The organism is Natrinema caseinilyticum, from assembly GCF_024227435.1.
GTDB lineage: Archaea > Halobacteriota > Halobacteria > Halobacteriales > Natrialbaceae > Natrinema > Natrinema caseinilyticum.
Map to the genome: position 1 here is coordinate 2,531,579 of NZ_CP100445.1, position 14,774 is coordinate 2,546,352.

At 63.9% G+C, this 14,774-nt stretch carries 16 protein-coding genes; 14 read left to right on the forward strand and 2 right to left on the reverse strand.

Annotated features, from left to right (window positions below; all coding sequences use genetic code 11):
- Positions 1-116: 116 nt before the first annotated feature.
- The 6 genes from NJT13_RS12395 to NJT13_RS12420 all read left to right on the forward strand — a co-directional run bounded on the left by NJT13_RS12395 (position 117) and on the right by NJT13_RS12420 (position 3,987).
- Positions 117-773 carry a helix-turn-helix domain-containing protein gene (locus tag NJT13_RS12395; RefSeq protein WP_254521946.1) on the forward strand — a complete coding sequence of 219 codons (657 nt, stop codon included), beginning with the start codon at positions 117-119 and terminating at the stop codon, positions 771-773.
- A gap of 148 nt (positions 774-921) precedes the next feature.
- Positions 922-1,479, forward strand: coding sequence for an RNA 2',3'-cyclic phosphodiesterase (gene thpR / locus NJT13_RS12400; RefSeq protein WP_254521947.1), 558 nt, complete (start codon positions 922-924; stop codon positions 1,477-1,479).
- A gap of 235 nt (positions 1,480-1,714) precedes the next feature.
- Complete coding sequence (locus tag NJT13_RS12405; RefSeq protein WP_254521948.1) at positions 1,715-2,683, forward strand: hypothetical protein; 969 nt, start codon at positions 1,715-1,717, stop codon at positions 2,681-2,683.
- Positions 2,684-2,885: 202 nt separating this feature from the next.
- Positions 2,886-3,038, forward strand: a complete 153-nt coding sequence (locus NJT13_RS12410) for a 50S ribosomal protein L39e (RefSeq protein ID WP_006184874.1) — start codon at positions 2,886-2,888, stop codon at positions 3,036-3,038.
- Between the two features lie 2 nt (positions 3,039-3,040).
- Positions 3,041-3,319, forward strand: coding sequence for a 50S ribosomal protein L31e (locus NJT13_RS12415; protein ID WP_254521949.1), 279 nt, complete (start codon positions 3,041-3,043; stop codon positions 3,317-3,319).
- A 2-nt stretch (positions 3,320-3,321) separates the two neighbouring features.
- On the forward strand, positions 3,322-3,987 hold the full coding sequence (locus tag NJT13_RS12420; RefSeq protein WP_254521950.1) for a translation initiation factor IF-6: 666 nt from the start codon (positions 3,322-3,324) through the stop codon (positions 3,985-3,987).
- Positions 3,988-4,137: 150 nt separating this feature from the next.
- Here the strand turns inward: NJT13_RS12420 and NJT13_RS12425 are convergent, their stop codons facing one another.
- Positions 4,138-4,452, reverse strand: coding sequence for an ASCH domain-containing protein (locus NJT13_RS12425; protein WP_254521951.1), 315 nt, complete (start codon positions 4,450-4,452; stop codon positions 4,138-4,140).
- A 131-nt stretch (positions 4,453-4,583) separates the two neighbouring features.
- On the opposite strand from NJT13_RS12425, the gene rpl18a reads away from it, so the two are divergent.
- The 6 genes from rpl18a to NJT13_RS12455 all read left to right on the forward strand — a co-directional run bounded on the left by rpl18a (position 4,584) and on the right by NJT13_RS12455 (position 11,040).
- Positions 4,584-4,760 (forward strand): 50S ribosomal protein L18Ae, encoded by a 177-nt coding sequence (rpl18a, locus tag NJT13_RS12430; protein ID WP_179262085.1) that lies wholly within the window; start codon positions 4,584-4,586, stop codon positions 4,758-4,760.
- Complete coding sequence (pfdA, locus tag NJT13_RS12435; protein ID WP_254521952.1) at positions 4,757-5,206, forward strand: prefoldin subunit alpha; 450 nt, start codon at positions 4,757-4,759, stop codon at positions 5,204-5,206. Before rpl18a ends, pfdA begins: the two co-directional genes overlap by 4 nt.
- Before the next feature lie 24 nt (positions 5,207-5,230).
- Entirely contained in the window at positions 5,231-6,616 is a 1,386-nt protein-coding gene (ftsY, locus tag NJT13_RS12440) for a signal recognition particle-docking protein FtsY (RefSeq protein WP_254521953.1), read from the forward strand.
- A 79-nt stretch (positions 6,617-6,695) separates the two neighbouring features.
- A complete protein-coding gene (locus NJT13_RS12445; RefSeq protein ID WP_254521954.1) occupies positions 6,696-7,322 on the forward strand; it encodes a hypothetical protein in 627 nt (208 codons plus the stop codon).
- Between the two features lie 321 nt (positions 7,323-7,643).
- Positions 7,644-9,329, forward strand: coding sequence for a nitrite/sulfite reductase (locus NJT13_RS12450; protein ID WP_254521955.1), 1,686 nt, complete (start codon positions 7,644-7,646; stop codon positions 9,327-9,329).
- Positions 9,319-11,040, forward strand: coding sequence for a Coenzyme F420 hydrogenase/dehydrogenase, beta subunit C-terminal domain (locus NJT13_RS12455; RefSeq protein ID WP_254521956.1), 1,722 nt, complete (start codon positions 9,319-9,321; stop codon positions 11,038-11,040). Before NJT13_RS12450 ends, NJT13_RS12455 begins: the two co-directional genes overlap by 11 nt.
- Before the next feature lie 26 nt (positions 11,041-11,066).
- On the opposite strand, the gene NJT13_RS12460 is transcribed toward NJT13_RS12455, so the two are convergent.
- Positions 11,067-11,978: a helix-turn-helix transcriptional regulator gene (locus tag NJT13_RS12460; RefSeq protein ID WP_254521957.1), complete on the reverse strand. Its 912-nt coding sequence runs from the start codon at positions 11,976-11,978 to the stop codon at positions 11,067-11,069.
- A gap of 150 nt (positions 11,979-12,128) precedes the next feature.
- Here NJT13_RS12460 and NJT13_RS12465 point away from each other — a divergent pair, with 150 nt between their 5' ends.
- Positions 12,129-13,529, forward strand: a complete 1,401-nt coding sequence (locus NJT13_RS12465; RefSeq protein ID WP_254521958.1) for an FAD-binding oxidoreductase — start codon at positions 12,129-12,131, stop codon at positions 13,527-13,529.
- Between the two features lie 841 nt (positions 13,530-14,370).
- A complete protein-coding gene (locus tag NJT13_RS12470; RefSeq protein ID WP_254521959.1) occupies positions 14,371-14,742 on the forward strand; it encodes a cupin domain-containing protein in 372 nt (123 codons plus the stop codon).
- The last annotated feature ends 32 nt before the right edge of the window (positions 14,743-14,774 follow it).

Here is a 14,774-nt window from a genome sequence, read left to right on the forward strand (position 1 = left end):
TGCCACCAGACTGGCGAAATACTCACACCTCGACAGCGAGGCCGCCGTATGGTAACCGTTCTATCCCGCCCTCGATTGTGAGAAAGCGTTATTCAGTGCGGACGAGTACCATACGTGTGACGGCCGGCCAGATGTTTCAAGCCGAAATTCACCTCCAGCAGGAGAAAGCGTGCGTGCTCAACGATTTTGCGGAGCACTTCGATACGTCGTTCGACGTCGTCATCGAGGAACTCCACGATCATCTCGTTACCTTCACTATCCGGGTCGACGACCCCCGACGCGAGTACCTCGAGTTCTTCAGGGATTCGGAACAGGTCGAGCACGTCGAACGACTCGACGAAGCCAGCTATCTCATTACGAAGACGTCGTGCGGGGCCTACTCCGCCGTCGACCGGAACCACGGCGTTCTCCGGCGGCAGAGCCGCGTGCTCGCCGACCGACGCGTCTACACGGTCCTGTTCTTCCGTCGGGAGGACCTGCGGGCCATGATCGACGATTTCAATCGGATCGGAACCGTCACTCTCGGAAAGCTCACCGAGTTCACGGAGTCGAAATCGATGCTCACGGACCGACAACTCGAGGTCGTCACGTGCGCCCTCGAGGAGGGATATTTCGAGTGGCCGCGACGGATCAGCAGCGAGGAACTCGCCGACGAGTTGGACATCAGCCGCACGACGGCGCTCGAGCACCTCCGCAAAGCGCAGTCGAAGCTCCTCACCAGCGCACTCGAGGAGAACGATCACCTGAACCCGCACGGCCCCGCCGAACGGTAGGGTCGGTCGCGTCGAGCGGGGGCGCGCCTCGACCGAGTGGCTGTTCGGTGGCGGCGTTCACCCACGTCGACCGCGGGGACGCACCGACGGGAGCGACACGCCCGATCGGAGCCACACGTTCAATAGCCGCTCGCCCGAAGTCGAGCCTATGCGATTGTTCGTCAGCGTCGACCTTCCCGATGACCTCGCGGGACCGGTCGCCGACCTGCAAGACGAATTCGCCGACGCGAGCGGCCTGAACTTCACCGATCCCGAGCAAGCACACATCACGATGAAATTCCTCGGTGACGTCGATTCGGACCGTCTCCCCGCCATCGAGCGGGAACTCGAGGCTGCGGTCGACGACGCCGATGTCGAGCCGTTTACCGTCCGCTACGGCGGGTTGGGTGTGTTTCCGACCCTCGAGTACATCAGCGTCGTCTGGCTGGGTGTCGAGGTCGGCGGCGACGAACTCACCCGGCTCCACGAGGCCATCGAGGACCGGACGACGGCGATGGGGTTCGACCCGGAAGGGCACGATTTCACGCCCCACGTGACGCTCGCACGGATGGATCACGCGGGCGGCAAACAACTCGTTCAGGACGTCGTTCGCACTCGCGATCCGACGATCGGTGAGACGACCGTCGAGCAGGTACGGCTCACGGAAAGCACCCTGACGCCCGACGGGTCGGTCTACTCGACGGTCGAATCGTTCCCGTTCGAGTGACGTCTCCGTCGGAGTTCCCGTTCGAGTGTCGTCTCCGCCGCTCGAGTCCGTGCGGGTGTGCGACTCGAGTCGGCCGGTGGCGGACGCGACCGACAGACCGTTCGGTTTCCGTTCGAGTCGCGGATACTCGAAGCGAGACCGCTCGCCGACTCGACCGAGTAGGCCCTACCGGTGGTGTAATCCGGACCTACGGCATCGGGTATATGGTGGCCACTCTCGTAGCGAACGCGAGACGATGCCCGAGGACCGCTCCGCTATCAGCGCCGGCAGTCGGTGGCGTGTAACCCGCCGGGAGGCCCTCGCCGCGGTCGGCGGGTCGGCCGTTTCGGTCTGGACTCGCAGCGGTCCCGCCGTCGATACGGCGGCGACGGCCGGTCACCGGGACGGGCTGGTTCGGATTCGCGTCTATCCCGGGGCCGTCCCGTTCCGGGCGCGGCTGCGGTACGGGCTGGGGGAACTGCGCGGGAACTGGCCGCCCCCGTTCCGAGACGCGTTGGCGGCTATCGAAGCCGCGTTCGAGCACGTCCTCGCCTACGCTCGCGAGCGCTCCCGGCTCGAGGATCTCGCGGTTCGGGTCGACCGCGCCCCTCCGATTCGCGTTTCCCCCTCCGCGACGTCGCTTTCGGCCGATTCGGTTCTTCCGTCGCTCGAAGCGCTTCTCGGGCGCTTTCGCGAACGGGTGCGAAACCGAGGCGCGCTCACCGGGCGGACCTGTCACGTGCTCCTGTGCTGGTCGCCGCTCAATTACCGTGTCGGGTACGGTGGGACGCTGGCACCGAATTCGGTCACCGGCCTGGACGACGGCGGGGACGGCGACGCGCTGACGGTCGCGAACGTCGGCGCGACGGAGGTCTGGGACTCGCGGGCGGTGACGCGGAACATCGCGATCCACGAGACGCTGCACACCTTCCTCTCGGACGACGTCGTTCGATCGATCGGCGACGCGTACTGCGACCACGAACTCGGGACGGCGGTTCGAACGGCCGAGAACACCCTGCGAATCTCACCGATGGCGACCGCCTACGCCGGACCGGACCGGATCGGCGGCGGGACGCGATTTCACGGCACCGGCTGTTACGATCACGACCGCTTCGCTCGCCACGACGGACACGACGGGATCGAGAACTGGGCCTACACGATCGAACCCAGTGAGACGACCCGCGAGGGTGTGACCCGCCACCTCGAGCGCCGGTTCGAGACGTGACCGCCACCTCGAGTGCCGGTTCGAGAACCGACGGATTTCCGCGACCGTCGGCCCCGGACTCTCGGACGGTCGCGACCGACGTCTGACTGCCGACGAACTCCGCGACGGGTCTGAACGGTCTTGCATCCGGCCTGCTCGGCGTTCTGTCGGTCCCTGCAAGATGGACAAGATTTTAAGCCAGCGTGGGCTACGTTCGGCCACTATGGGTAAGAAATCGAAGGGCAAGAAGAAGCGTCTTGCCAAACTCGAGAACCAGAACAGCCGCGTGCCCGCCTGGGTCATGATGAAGACTGACATGGACGTCCAGCGCAACCCGAAGCGACGCAACTGGCGGCGCAACGACACTGACGAATAACCATGAGTGCCAGTGATTTCGAGGAACGCGTCGTGACCGTTCCCCTGCGTGACGTCAAGAAAGGAGCGAACCACGAGGCCGCGGATTACGCGATGCGACTCGTCCGCGAACACCTCGCGAAACACTTCGCCGTCGACGAAGCGGCCATCCGACTGGATCCCTCGATCAACGAAACCGTCTGGTCCAACGGGCGCTCGAACCCGCCGCGGAAACTACGCGTCCGTGCGGCCCGCTTCGACGAGGAGGGTGAAGCCGTCGTCGAGGCCGAGGTCGCCGACTAAACTTGCAACGCCTCGCCTTCGCCGGATCGTCTTACGTCGGCGTCTTCGCCCGTGCGACGGACTCGTACGTACTCGTTCGCCCCGACGTCGACGAGGAAGTCATCGCCGACCTGACCGACGAACTCGAGGTGCCCGCCATCCCGACGACCGTCGGCGGTTCCTCGACGGTCGGCGCCCTCTCGACGGGTAACGAAAACGGCCTGCTCGTCAGTTCGCGCGCCCTCGAGTACGAACGTGAGACGCTCGAGGCCGAGGTCGACGTCCCCGTTACCGAACTGCCGGGTAGCATCAACGCCGCCGGTAACGTCGTTCTCGCGAACGATTACGGGGCCTACGTCCATCCGGATCTGCCGCGCGAGGCGATCGAGATCGTCGAAGAGACGCTCGCGGTACCCGTTCAACGCGGCGACCTGGCCGGCGTCAGAACCGTGGGAACGGCCGCGGTGGCGAACAACACGGGCGTTCTCTGCCATCCGAAGGCGACCGACGAGGAACTCGACGCCCTCGAGGAAGTTCTGGACGTCCGCGCGGACGTGGGCACGATCAACTACGGCGCGCCGCTGGTCGGGTCCGGACTCGTCGCGAACGAGGCGGGCTACGTCGTCGGCGAAGAGACGACCGGCCCCGAACTGGGGCGGATCGAGGACGCGCTCGGTTACCTGGACTGACCGGCCCACCGGTTCTCGAGGCCTGTTTTCGCTCTTCGATCCGAGGCGATCGAACCGATCCGTACCTGAGCCGATAGGACACCGGAGTCGACACGCTGCCAGCTTCGATCGGTTCGCGATCGTCTCGCAATCGTCGTTCGAACCGGCGGCTCACTCTCGTCGTTCGAACCGGTGGCGAACGACCTCGCTCTCGTCGTCCCACTCGAAGTCCTCGTGGGCCCGCTCGAGCAGCCGTTCGTAGGCCTCGAGGTCTTCCATTCCTTCGGCCCGGGCGTCTTCGTCGGTCAGATCGCCGAGCGTGCGCTCGCGGACGTCGGTCACCTCGAAGGTCGTCCCGTCGATCGCGAACGTGTCTCCCTCCTCGGCGTACTGGTGGCCGCGGTGGATCTGCGAGATCTCGCCCTCGAGTGCCTGCGTTCGCATCCGATCGCTTGGCAACAGGTCGCCGGGATCGAGTTCTGTCATGCCCGCCGGTTCGTCGCGGATCGGTAAAATCGTTCACCCTCCGCTCGTCGGAAGCGAAACGGTCGGCGGCCGGGTCCGACGCGCCAAACCGGAAGGGAAGATTCTTCCGACTGCCTGCCAGAGGGATAGGCATGAGTCAATTTACGGTCAGTGGTCGGTTCAAGAGTCGCGACGGCTACGCGCCGTTCGAGACGACCATCGACGCCGAAAACGAGAACGTCGCCCGCGAACACGCCTTCTCCCAACTGGGGAGCCAGCACGGGCTCAAGCGAACCGAAATCGAACTCGACGAGGTGTCCGAGCGATGAGTCAGCAACAACTTCAGCAACTGTCCCAGGAACTCCAGGAGATCGACGAACAGATCGAGGCCCTTCAGTCCAACGTCGAGGCCATCCAACAGGAGAAGACTGAAGTCGACGAAGCCATCGAGGCCCTCGACTCGCTCGAGACGGAGTCGACCGTGCAGGTGCCGGTCGGCGGCGGCGCGTACCTCCGAGCGACGATCCAGGACATCGACGAAGTGATCGTCGACCTCGGCGCCGATTACGCCGCGGAGTTCGAGGAGGACGACGCCGTCGACGTCCTCGAAAACAAGAAGGAACGGCTCGACGACCGCATCGACGAGGTCAACGAGGATATCGCAGAACTCGAGACCGAGAGCAGCGAACTCGAACAGCAGGCCCAGCAGCTCCAACAGCAGGCGATGCAACAGCAGATGCAGCAGATGGGCCAGGGCCAGGGCCCCGACGAGTAACGCGTCGGTCCTCACTCGAATCCCATGTTCGACAACCTGAAGGAGAAACTCGGCAGCTTCCGTCAAGACGCCGAAGAAGCCGCCGAAGAGAAGGCCGAAGCAGTCGACGAAGACGAACTCGAGGATGCGGAACTCGAGGGCGTCGCTGCTGACGATTCCGCCTCGTCGTCGACAGCGACGGAACCGGAGCCGGAAGCCGCCGAAACTACCCGTGATCCGGAGGAGAGCCGGGCGCCGGAGACTGTGGCTGCGGCGACGACTGACGCCGAGGGCGAAACCGAAGCCGAAGCCGACCTCGAGTCGGGCGCGCACGCGACGGCCGAGTCCGGCACACCGCGAGCGGGCGCCGCAGCGGGCCAGGAGCCGACGGCGGACGAGCGGTCGGCCCCAGCCGAGGCTGACTTCGACGAGGAACCCGCCGAACCGGAGACGGAACCGGGCGATGCGGCCGTCGGCGGGGACGAGACGGCCGACGACGACGAAGCCGAAACCGGAGACGAGGGCGATGACGACGGTTCGTCGACCGGGTTCGGTGCCAAGGCACGGTCCCTCGTGAAAGGGAAGTTCGTCATCGAGGAGGAGGATCTCGAGGGTCCGTTACACGAACTCGAACTGGCGTTGCTCTCGAGCGACGTCGAGATGGGTGTCGCCGAAGAGATTCTCGACAACATCCGCGACGAGTTGGTCGGCGAGACGCGGACCTTTACGACTTCGACGGGTGAGGTCGTCGAAGAGGCGCTCCACGATGCGATCTACGACGTGATCAGCGTCGGCCAGTTCGACTTCGACGAGCGGATCGCGATCGAGGACAAGCCCGTCACCATCATCTTCACCGGCGTCAACGGCGTCGGAAAGACCACGTCGATCGCCAAGCTGAGCCGGTACTTCGAAGAGCGAGGGTACTCGACCGTGATGGCAAACGGCGACACCTACCGCGCGGGAGCCAACCAGCAGATACAGGAGCACGCCGACGCCCTGGGCACGAAGTGTATCAGTCACGAACAGGGCGGCGATCCGGCGGCGGTGCTGTACGACGCCGTCGAATACGCGGAAGCCAACGACGTCGATATCGTCCTCGGCGACACCGCGGGTCGGCTTCACACTAACGAGGGCCTGATGGATCAACTCGAGAAGATCGACCGCGTCGTCGGTCCGGACATGACGCTGTTCGTCGACGAAGCGGTCGCCGGCCAGGACGCAGTCAACCGCGTGCGCGAATTCGACGACGCCGCCGAAATCGACGGGGCGATCCTGACGAAAGCCGACGCTGACTCCAACGGCGGTGCCGCGATTTCGGTCGCCCACGTCACCGGGAAGCCGATCCTGTTTCTCGGGGTCGGACAGGGATACGACGACTTAGAGCGGTTCGACCCGAACGAAATGGTCGATCGACTGCTCGCCGACGAGTAAGGAGCCGTCTGTCGATTATCGGCGCTTCAGTTTCTTGCCATTTCGGAAGACACTTATTATCCGTCTGAGACGTTATCGTATGAACCGTCCTCGGTCCCGACGCGCCCTCCTCGCGTCGTTTGCGACGTCCACGGCGGCGGCGACGGGCGGCTTTCAGCGTGCCTCGAGCGACGGGAACGCGCTGTCGCTCGAGTCGGGTCTCGTCCCCGACGGCTGGTATCGATGCAGCGAGATCACGCGTCCGACCCCGGTCGTACCGCTCGACACCGACGGGCTCGAGCTGAGACCGTATCCGGAGCCGCCGTCGGAGCTGGTCTCCGTCGTGGATGGTCGACCTGGTCGCTCGTCGTCGACGCTGCGAGACGGTGCAGTTGCGTACGCCACGGAATTCGAACGGTCGTATCGACAGAACGCGTTTCTCGACAGGTACGGCTCGGTGACCCGGTTCTTCGAACTTCGCCGCAGTACCTGGCAGGCGACCCGTATCGATTCGGCCACGGGCGAGAGCGCCGTCCTGGTGTCGATCGTTTACAATCTGACGACGCGGACCAGACACTCACCCGCGAACGACGAGTGGGACACGCGCGTCACGTATTATTTCGACGACAGAATCGCCCTTCGAGCGCGGTACGACGGTATCGCCGAGCAACCGACGTTCTCACCCGATCCGCGACGGGAGGGTGACCTCGTCGAGTGCTTCAATTAATTCTATTCTGACATACCTCTGCCGGGCGGCGCAGTAAGCGATCACGGACTACCGGGGATGATTGCCGTTATCACCGACGCGACCGAGACGGTGATGTTCCTCCGACGGCGTCTGCCGAGCTACTGACAGCGTTTTCGGTCGTTTCGATCGACGGCCTCCGAGCGTGGGGGCAAAATTTACTGGTGAAAACGACCCACGACATGATTCGCCGAGTTGCTGGCCTGTATAGGGATGGGGGAGTACTATGCGATACCCAATGATCCACAAGAATTCCGACAGCGTCGGTTCTCTCGACTCCGCTCGAGCCACGAGGTGGTCCGTATGAACACAGTCGAGGAACACAAACAGGAGAAACATCCCCTCGACGTCATCGACGACGTCTACGAATACGCCGAGGAGAACCTCTCGTTCGAGGAGATCGAGGACCGGGCCGGCGGTGGCGAGTGGGAACGGCTCAAGTGGGCGGGCATGTACGCCCAGAAGCAGGAGGGGTACTTCATGATCCGGACGAAGGTTCCGGGTGGGTATCTGACGCCGGACCAGGCCGAGGTGATCGGCGACGTCACCGACGACCTCGCCGTAGCCCCCGAGGAGTACGGCGGCGACGAACAGAACGAACTCTGGGGCGACGCCTATCTCGACATCACGACCAGACAGGACATCCAGAAGCACTGGATCCGAGTCGAGGACGTACCGGAGATGTGGGATCGCTACGACGAGGTCGGCCTGACGACCGTCCAGGGCTGTGGCGACTCGGCCCGGAACGTGCTCGGCTGTCCCGCCGCCGGCCTCGACGACCACGAGTGTTTCAACGCACAACCGGTCATCGAAGCCGTCTCGGACTTTTTCACCGAGAATCGCGAGTACGCCAACCTGCCACGGAAGTTCAAGATGACGATCACCGGCTGCGCCCACGACTGTGCGCAGTCCCAGATCAACGACATCGGGCTCGTCCCCGCGAAAAAGGAGATCGACGGGACCCATCTCTACGGGTTTCACGCCCGCGTCGGCGGTGGGCTCTCGGACGGCCCGCGCATGGGCTCGGAACTCGACGTGTTCGTCAAACCCGAAGACGCCGTCGAGTTCTGCCGCGCCGTCGCCCAGACGTTCAAGGAACTCGGCGATCGACACAACCGCGGCGTCTGCCGGATGCGCTATCTCGTCGAGCAGTTGGGCCCCGAGAAATTCGAGGAAGCGATCCGCGACCGCTGTACGGTCGACCTCCCCGACGCCGGCCGGAACCTGACGGTCGGCTACCAGGGCGATCACGTCGGCGTCCACGACCAGAAACAGGACGGGCTGAAATACGTCGGTTTCAACGTCGTCGCCGGTCGCATGGGCGGCGACGAGTTCGCGGCCGCCGCCCGCGCCGCCCGGAAGTACGGGACGGAAGACGCCTCCGTCCGCCTGGCGACGGATCAGAACTTCCTCATCACCCACGTTCCCGAGGAGAACGTCGACGACCTCCTCGCGGAACCGTTCGCTCGGGAGTACAGCCCCGATCCGGGGCCGTTCTCTCGGGGTGCGGTCGGCTGTACGGGCAGCGAGTTCTGTAACTACGCGATCATCGAGACCAAAAAGCGCACCAAGCGCTGGGCCCGCGAACTCGACGAGCGCATCGACGTCCCCGACGACATCGAGGCCATCCGGATGCACATGTCCGGCTGCTCGGCGTCCTGTGCCCAACCCCAGATCGCCGACATCGGCTTCCGCGGCGAGACCGTCAAACTCGAGGAAGACGGCGAATCCGATATCGTCGAGGGGATGGACTTCGGTCTCGGCGGCTCGCTCGGCGCCGACAACGAGTTCCTGGACTGGGTACAAAACGCCGTCCCCGCCGACTCCGTGATCCCGGCTCTCGAGCAACTGTTCGAGGCCTACGCCGAGGACCGCGACGGCAGCGAGAAATTCTACCAGTGGTGTCGCCGCACCAACAACGACCGACTCCGCACGATCATGAACGGGGCCGACGCGCCGGTCGCACGGGGTGTTGCCCATGGCGACTGAGAGCGAGGACGAACGCAGTGAGTCCTCGAGTAAGCGAGGGGGAGCGAAGCGACACGCGAGCCGCGAGGTCCCCGGTGAAGCGAGCGGTGAACCCGCGAGCGAGAAGCGACACGCGAGCCGTGACGGCGACGAGCGTCGGTTCCCTCGCGTCCCCGCATCGGACGACGATGACGATGCCGTCATCGTGCCCGACGCGGGCAGCGGTCAGGCCCGCTCCCGTGAGCACACGGACCACGCTCGAGCGGGCGCTATCGCCACTGACGGTGGCGCTGACGGCGACAGCTGCTCGCCGGACACCTGTACCTGCGGCGGGAAGACCCGTGCCGACGCCCAGTCGGAGACGCCGCCGGTCGCGACTGACGGCGCGGGCGTCGCGAACGTCGACGAAATGGGCGAACTCGGCGAGCTCGAGTTTACGACGCCAGCCGAAAACGTCAGTCAGGACGTCGACAACGGGTCACCGGACACGCGCGTCGGGATTCCGGACAGTGTCGGCCTCGAGACCCCCGAGTACTCGATCCGGTCGCAGATGAACGACATCGAGACGCCCGACGAGAAGACCTGGTTCATGGAACTGGACGAGGCCGTCATCGACGCCGACCGCTGTATCCAGTGCGGGACGTGCGTCGCCGCCTGCCCTTCCGACTCGATCGGCGTCGGCGACGACGGACTGCCGGAACTGGTCAAGATGTGCACCGGGTGTTCGCTCTGCTGGGACTTCTGTCCCCGCGGCGGCCTCCGATACGAGCGCCAGTGGACGATCACCGGCGGCGAGGACAACGTCAAAGGTGCCGGCGACCCGATCACGGAGTTCTCCGCCAAGGTCGACGACGACTGGACCGACGGCGCACAGGACGGTGGCGTCGTCACGGGCATCCTCGCGACGCTGCTCGAGGAAGGCGAGATCGACGGCGCGCTCGTCGCCACCGAGAGCGACGAGGAGGCCTGGAAAGCCGAGAGTTACCTCGCGACGACGACGGACGAACTCATCGAGAACGCCGGGACCGTCTACAACCAGACGCTCGCGCTGGGTAACCTCGATATCGAACAGTGGGAGCACAAGCTCCCCGACAAAGACTGGGACGACCTCAGCCTCGCGATCGTGGGCACGCCCTGCGAGATCGAGGGCATCCGGGCCCTGCAGGACTTCGAGTGGGACTACCAGGCCCAGAACGAGGGCATCCGTGCGGTCGATTACACGATCGCTCTGATGTGTACCAAGAACTTCAACTACTACAGCCTCATGGGCGAGCAACTCGAGGAAAAACGGGACGTCTCGCCCGACGAAATCGGCAAGATGGACGTCCTCCACGGCAAGATGATGGTCTACGGCCACGACGGCGAGATGATCGTAGAGGAGGATATTGAGAACTTCCACGACGCCGCGCTCAAGGGCTGTGACGAGTGTGCCGACTTCACCGGCTTCTGTTCGGACATCACCGTCGGCTCGGTCGGCTCGTCCGACGAGTACTCGAGCGTCATCATCCGCACCGACCAGGGCATGAAGGCGTGGGAGCTGACCGAGCCCACGCTCGACTACCACGACCTGGAGGACCGGAGTGCGGTCGGCAAACTCCAGGGCTGGGACAAGAAGAAGGCCTTCGAGAGCTTGGAGCGCCCGTTCGACCCTGACGCGCCCCGATTCATCGACTACACCGACCACGCCGAGAACTACGGCACGGCGCTGAATCCCCACGATCAGGGCCACTGATCTCGAGTCGACTCGTCGAGACCGCGCTATCGAGACGTGTTCGGACGATCGTCGAGCGGTTCTGAATCCGCTCTGATCGAGGCATAGACCCGGTTTGCCCACTCGTACGCGATGGGTGCGTCCGTATCGACGAAGACTTGCATGAGTCCGGTCGTTTCATCGTACCCGCCCATCCCGACGCGCTCGTCGAATATCGCGAGTCCGTACGGGAGTTCATCGCGCGTTCGGAGTGACAGATGCCCGCGGTCGATCGCCTCTCGGGCGCGCTCCGGGTACGTCTCGAGGAGCTTTTCGATGATCGTGGGCAGATAGACGATCTCGGTATCGGTCTTCTCGAAGATCTGCTGGTGAAACTCGCCGAGAACGAGCGGTGCCATGTGCGTGGTATTGAACCCTCGGAAGGTCTCCGACTCGTCGAGCAAGGACATGAACCGCTCGATCGGTTGATATGGGTTGTCCGGTTCGGCGGGTGTGATCTTCGCATCCACGAACGGCTCGATGACGAATTCCTGGTGGTCCTCACAGATGACGTCCAGCAACGGTGCGAGGCGGTGGACGGTGTGGACGTTTGCCTCGAACCGGAGGACCTCGTCCGCGACGGCTTCGCCCCGGCCCGTCAGCTGAAATCGGCCTTCGTCTTTCTCTACGAAACCCTGTTCGTCGAGCCACTGCGTGAAGCGGTGGCTCGTCGCACGCGAGACGTTCAGTCGCGCTTCGATCTCCCGGCGGTCGAGCGGTTCCGTGCGGAGGGCTTCCAGAACCGGCCCGTGTCGCACGATGTCGCCGAGAAGATCCGTGTCGACGCGGTCGTCCGTCGCGTCGAGTCGCTGTCCGAGGTATTGGTGGTTCCGGGCGTTCTCCAGGATGGCTTCCAAGACGGGAGAACCGGGTGGTGGGCGTTCGTCGTCGGCCGCGTGTTCGTCCTCTTTGAATCCCACAGCGAGTCACCGGTGTCCGGAACGATGGCACGGATTGTAATTCTATCCCGTACGTGACGTGAGAGACGGTTCACGACGCGAAACGACGCGTGTTCGGACGAATCCATCTCAGTGAGTGAGGCCAACAGGGCTGCGACCGATCGGACGTCTATGGGACAACTGACCCGCGGCGACGAGCGGATCGACCAGTTTCGAAGCGACGTCCACGGAGACGTGATCCGGTCCGGTGACGGTGCCTACGACGACGCACGGGCGGTCTGGAACGGAATGATCGACAGATATCCGACGGTGATCGTCAGGTGTCGAGGCACGGCGGACGTTATTCGATCGGTCGACTTCGCCCGAGAAAACGGGCTTCGCGTGGCCATTCGGGGCGGCGGTCACAACGTCGCAGGCACGGCAGTTTGTGACGATGGTCTCGTGATCGATCTGTCGGAGATGACGGGCGTCCGGGTCGACCCCGACGAACGGAAGGCGTGGGTACAGGCCGGTGCGACGTGGGCCGACGTCGACCACGAGACCCAGGCGTTCGGCCTGGCGACGCCCGGCGGCGTCGTCTCGGACACGGGGGTCGCGGGGCTCACGCTCGGCGGCGGCATCGGACACCTCCGGTGTAAGTACGGCCTGACCTGCGACAACCTCGCGTCCGTCGAACTCGTCACGGCGAACGGCGAGTTTGTAACCGCCAGCAAGGACGAACGCTCGGAGCTCTTCTGGGGGTTTCGCGGCGGTGGGGGAAATTTCGGCGTCGTGACCGAATTCGAGTTCGACCTCCACCCCGTCGGGCCGGACGTCGCGACTTGTTTCGTCTTCTATTCGGGAGATCGGGCGACTAACTGTCTGCAGGCATATCGTGAGTACGTTTCGGCAGCGCCAGACGAGGTTAGCACGCTCACATCTCTCGGTACGATGCCCGACGAGGAACTCTTCTCGGAAGACGGCGTGGATCATTTCAAAATCGGGTTCCTGGGATGTTACTCGGGACCGGCTGTGGAAGGTGAGGAGGTACTCGCACCGCTGCGAGAACTTGCCGAGCCGATCGCCGACGTCAGCGGGACGATTCCGTACGCCGAGTTCCAGCGAACGCTTGACGAAGACTATCCTTCGGGGATGCGGTACTACTGGAAATCGTTGTATCTCGATGGTCTCACTGAACCGGCAATCGATCGAATCAGGTATTGGGCCGACACCGCCCCGTCCCCGTTAGCGACAGTTGACATCTGGCAACTGGGGGGCGCAATCGGGGACGTCGGTATCGACGAGAGTTCCTTCGCGGGCAGGCACGCGCCGTTTCTCCTCGGTGTCGAGGCGAACTGGCACGACCCTGAACGAGACGACGCCAACGTGGAGTGGGTCCGCGATTGCCTGGCCGATATGCGGCAGTTCTCCGACGGCTCTGTCTACCTGAATTTTCCGGGCTTTCTGGAGGACAACGACGAACTCGTTCGAACCACGTTCGGATCGGCGTACGAACGGTTGGTCGCGGTGAAAGACGAGTACGATCCGGAGAACCGCTTCGACGTGAACCAGAATATCAAGCCCTCTATCTGAGAGCGACCCGACGAGTTTGCTTTTTCACCGCCGTGGCGGAGACGTGGTGTGCGCTCACCGCCGGTGGAGAATCGAAACGCCGCCCCGCTGTTTATCGTTGGCGCGCGCACGTCCATCGCGACGCGGCGGTTGCGTCGGAACGTCCGGTGACGCATCGTTCGCTTCCCAGTATCTACTGGGACACGTATCCGGACGCCGGGATTCCGTGAATTGATCGAAACGGGACCGCAGACGTTGCGGGCCTAGTCTTCGACGGGAACCTCGGGGAGGCTCAGATACAGCGAGAACTCCTCTTCCTCGCAGTTGAAACACTTTCGCGGACCGGTTTCCGCGGACGACGTTGCCATGACGTTTCCGCAGTGACGACACACGTGGAGATGGTTTCTGTCTTCCATACTAAGTTTCTGTCTCCCATACTAATATCGTCCCCCACGACGGTAAAAATCGCTTTTCTCAGCGTACCCTGTCGGTAACGCGGAGTGCACATTCCCGCTCGATTGACTCTGTTGCGCTGCCGAACCGTGACGTAGGCTGCGTCGTCCACCACGATCGATCGGGAAGCGCCGTCCGTCCGAATCGGATGTCCGGACGACCGAGACGCCGTGAGGTCAGACCTCGAAACAGCTCGCGGATAGGCCGCCGCTGTCGAAGCGTTCGGCTTCGGCAGGAGTGGATATCGATGTCGTGGATCTGCGTCCGTCCCTCGAGAGCCGATGCGAGGACGTGAGAATCCGATCGGAGCCCGTATCGATCACGCATCGAACGTCGATGTTTCCGGTCGCGCTGTCCTCGGTACAGGCGAGCAGTCGCATTTACGAGGGCGATTCACGAACCGTGTTCCATGGGATACCACATCGTGGACCCGGACGAACTCGAGCGCGAACCGGACCGGCCGTCGGATATGCGATACGTCAGTGAATCGGTCGGCCTCGAGAAGTTGGGATTGCGAACGTACACCGTCGAACCCGGCGAAGAGATCCCGGTTTCGGGTCTCCACTATCACGACGAGCAGGAGGAGGTCTTCTACGTGGTCGGCGGCGAACTCAGCGTCGAGACGCCGGACCGACTGTATACGGTCGAACCCGGCCAGTTCTTCGTCGCCGAACCGGAGAGTCCCCACCGGGCGTACACCGACCCCGATGCAGACGCCAGTGCGACGGTGCTCGGAATCGGCGCACCGCCGGTCAGCGACGCACACGCCTACGACGGGTGACGAAACGCCATCGGTTCCAGTCTCCCGACCGA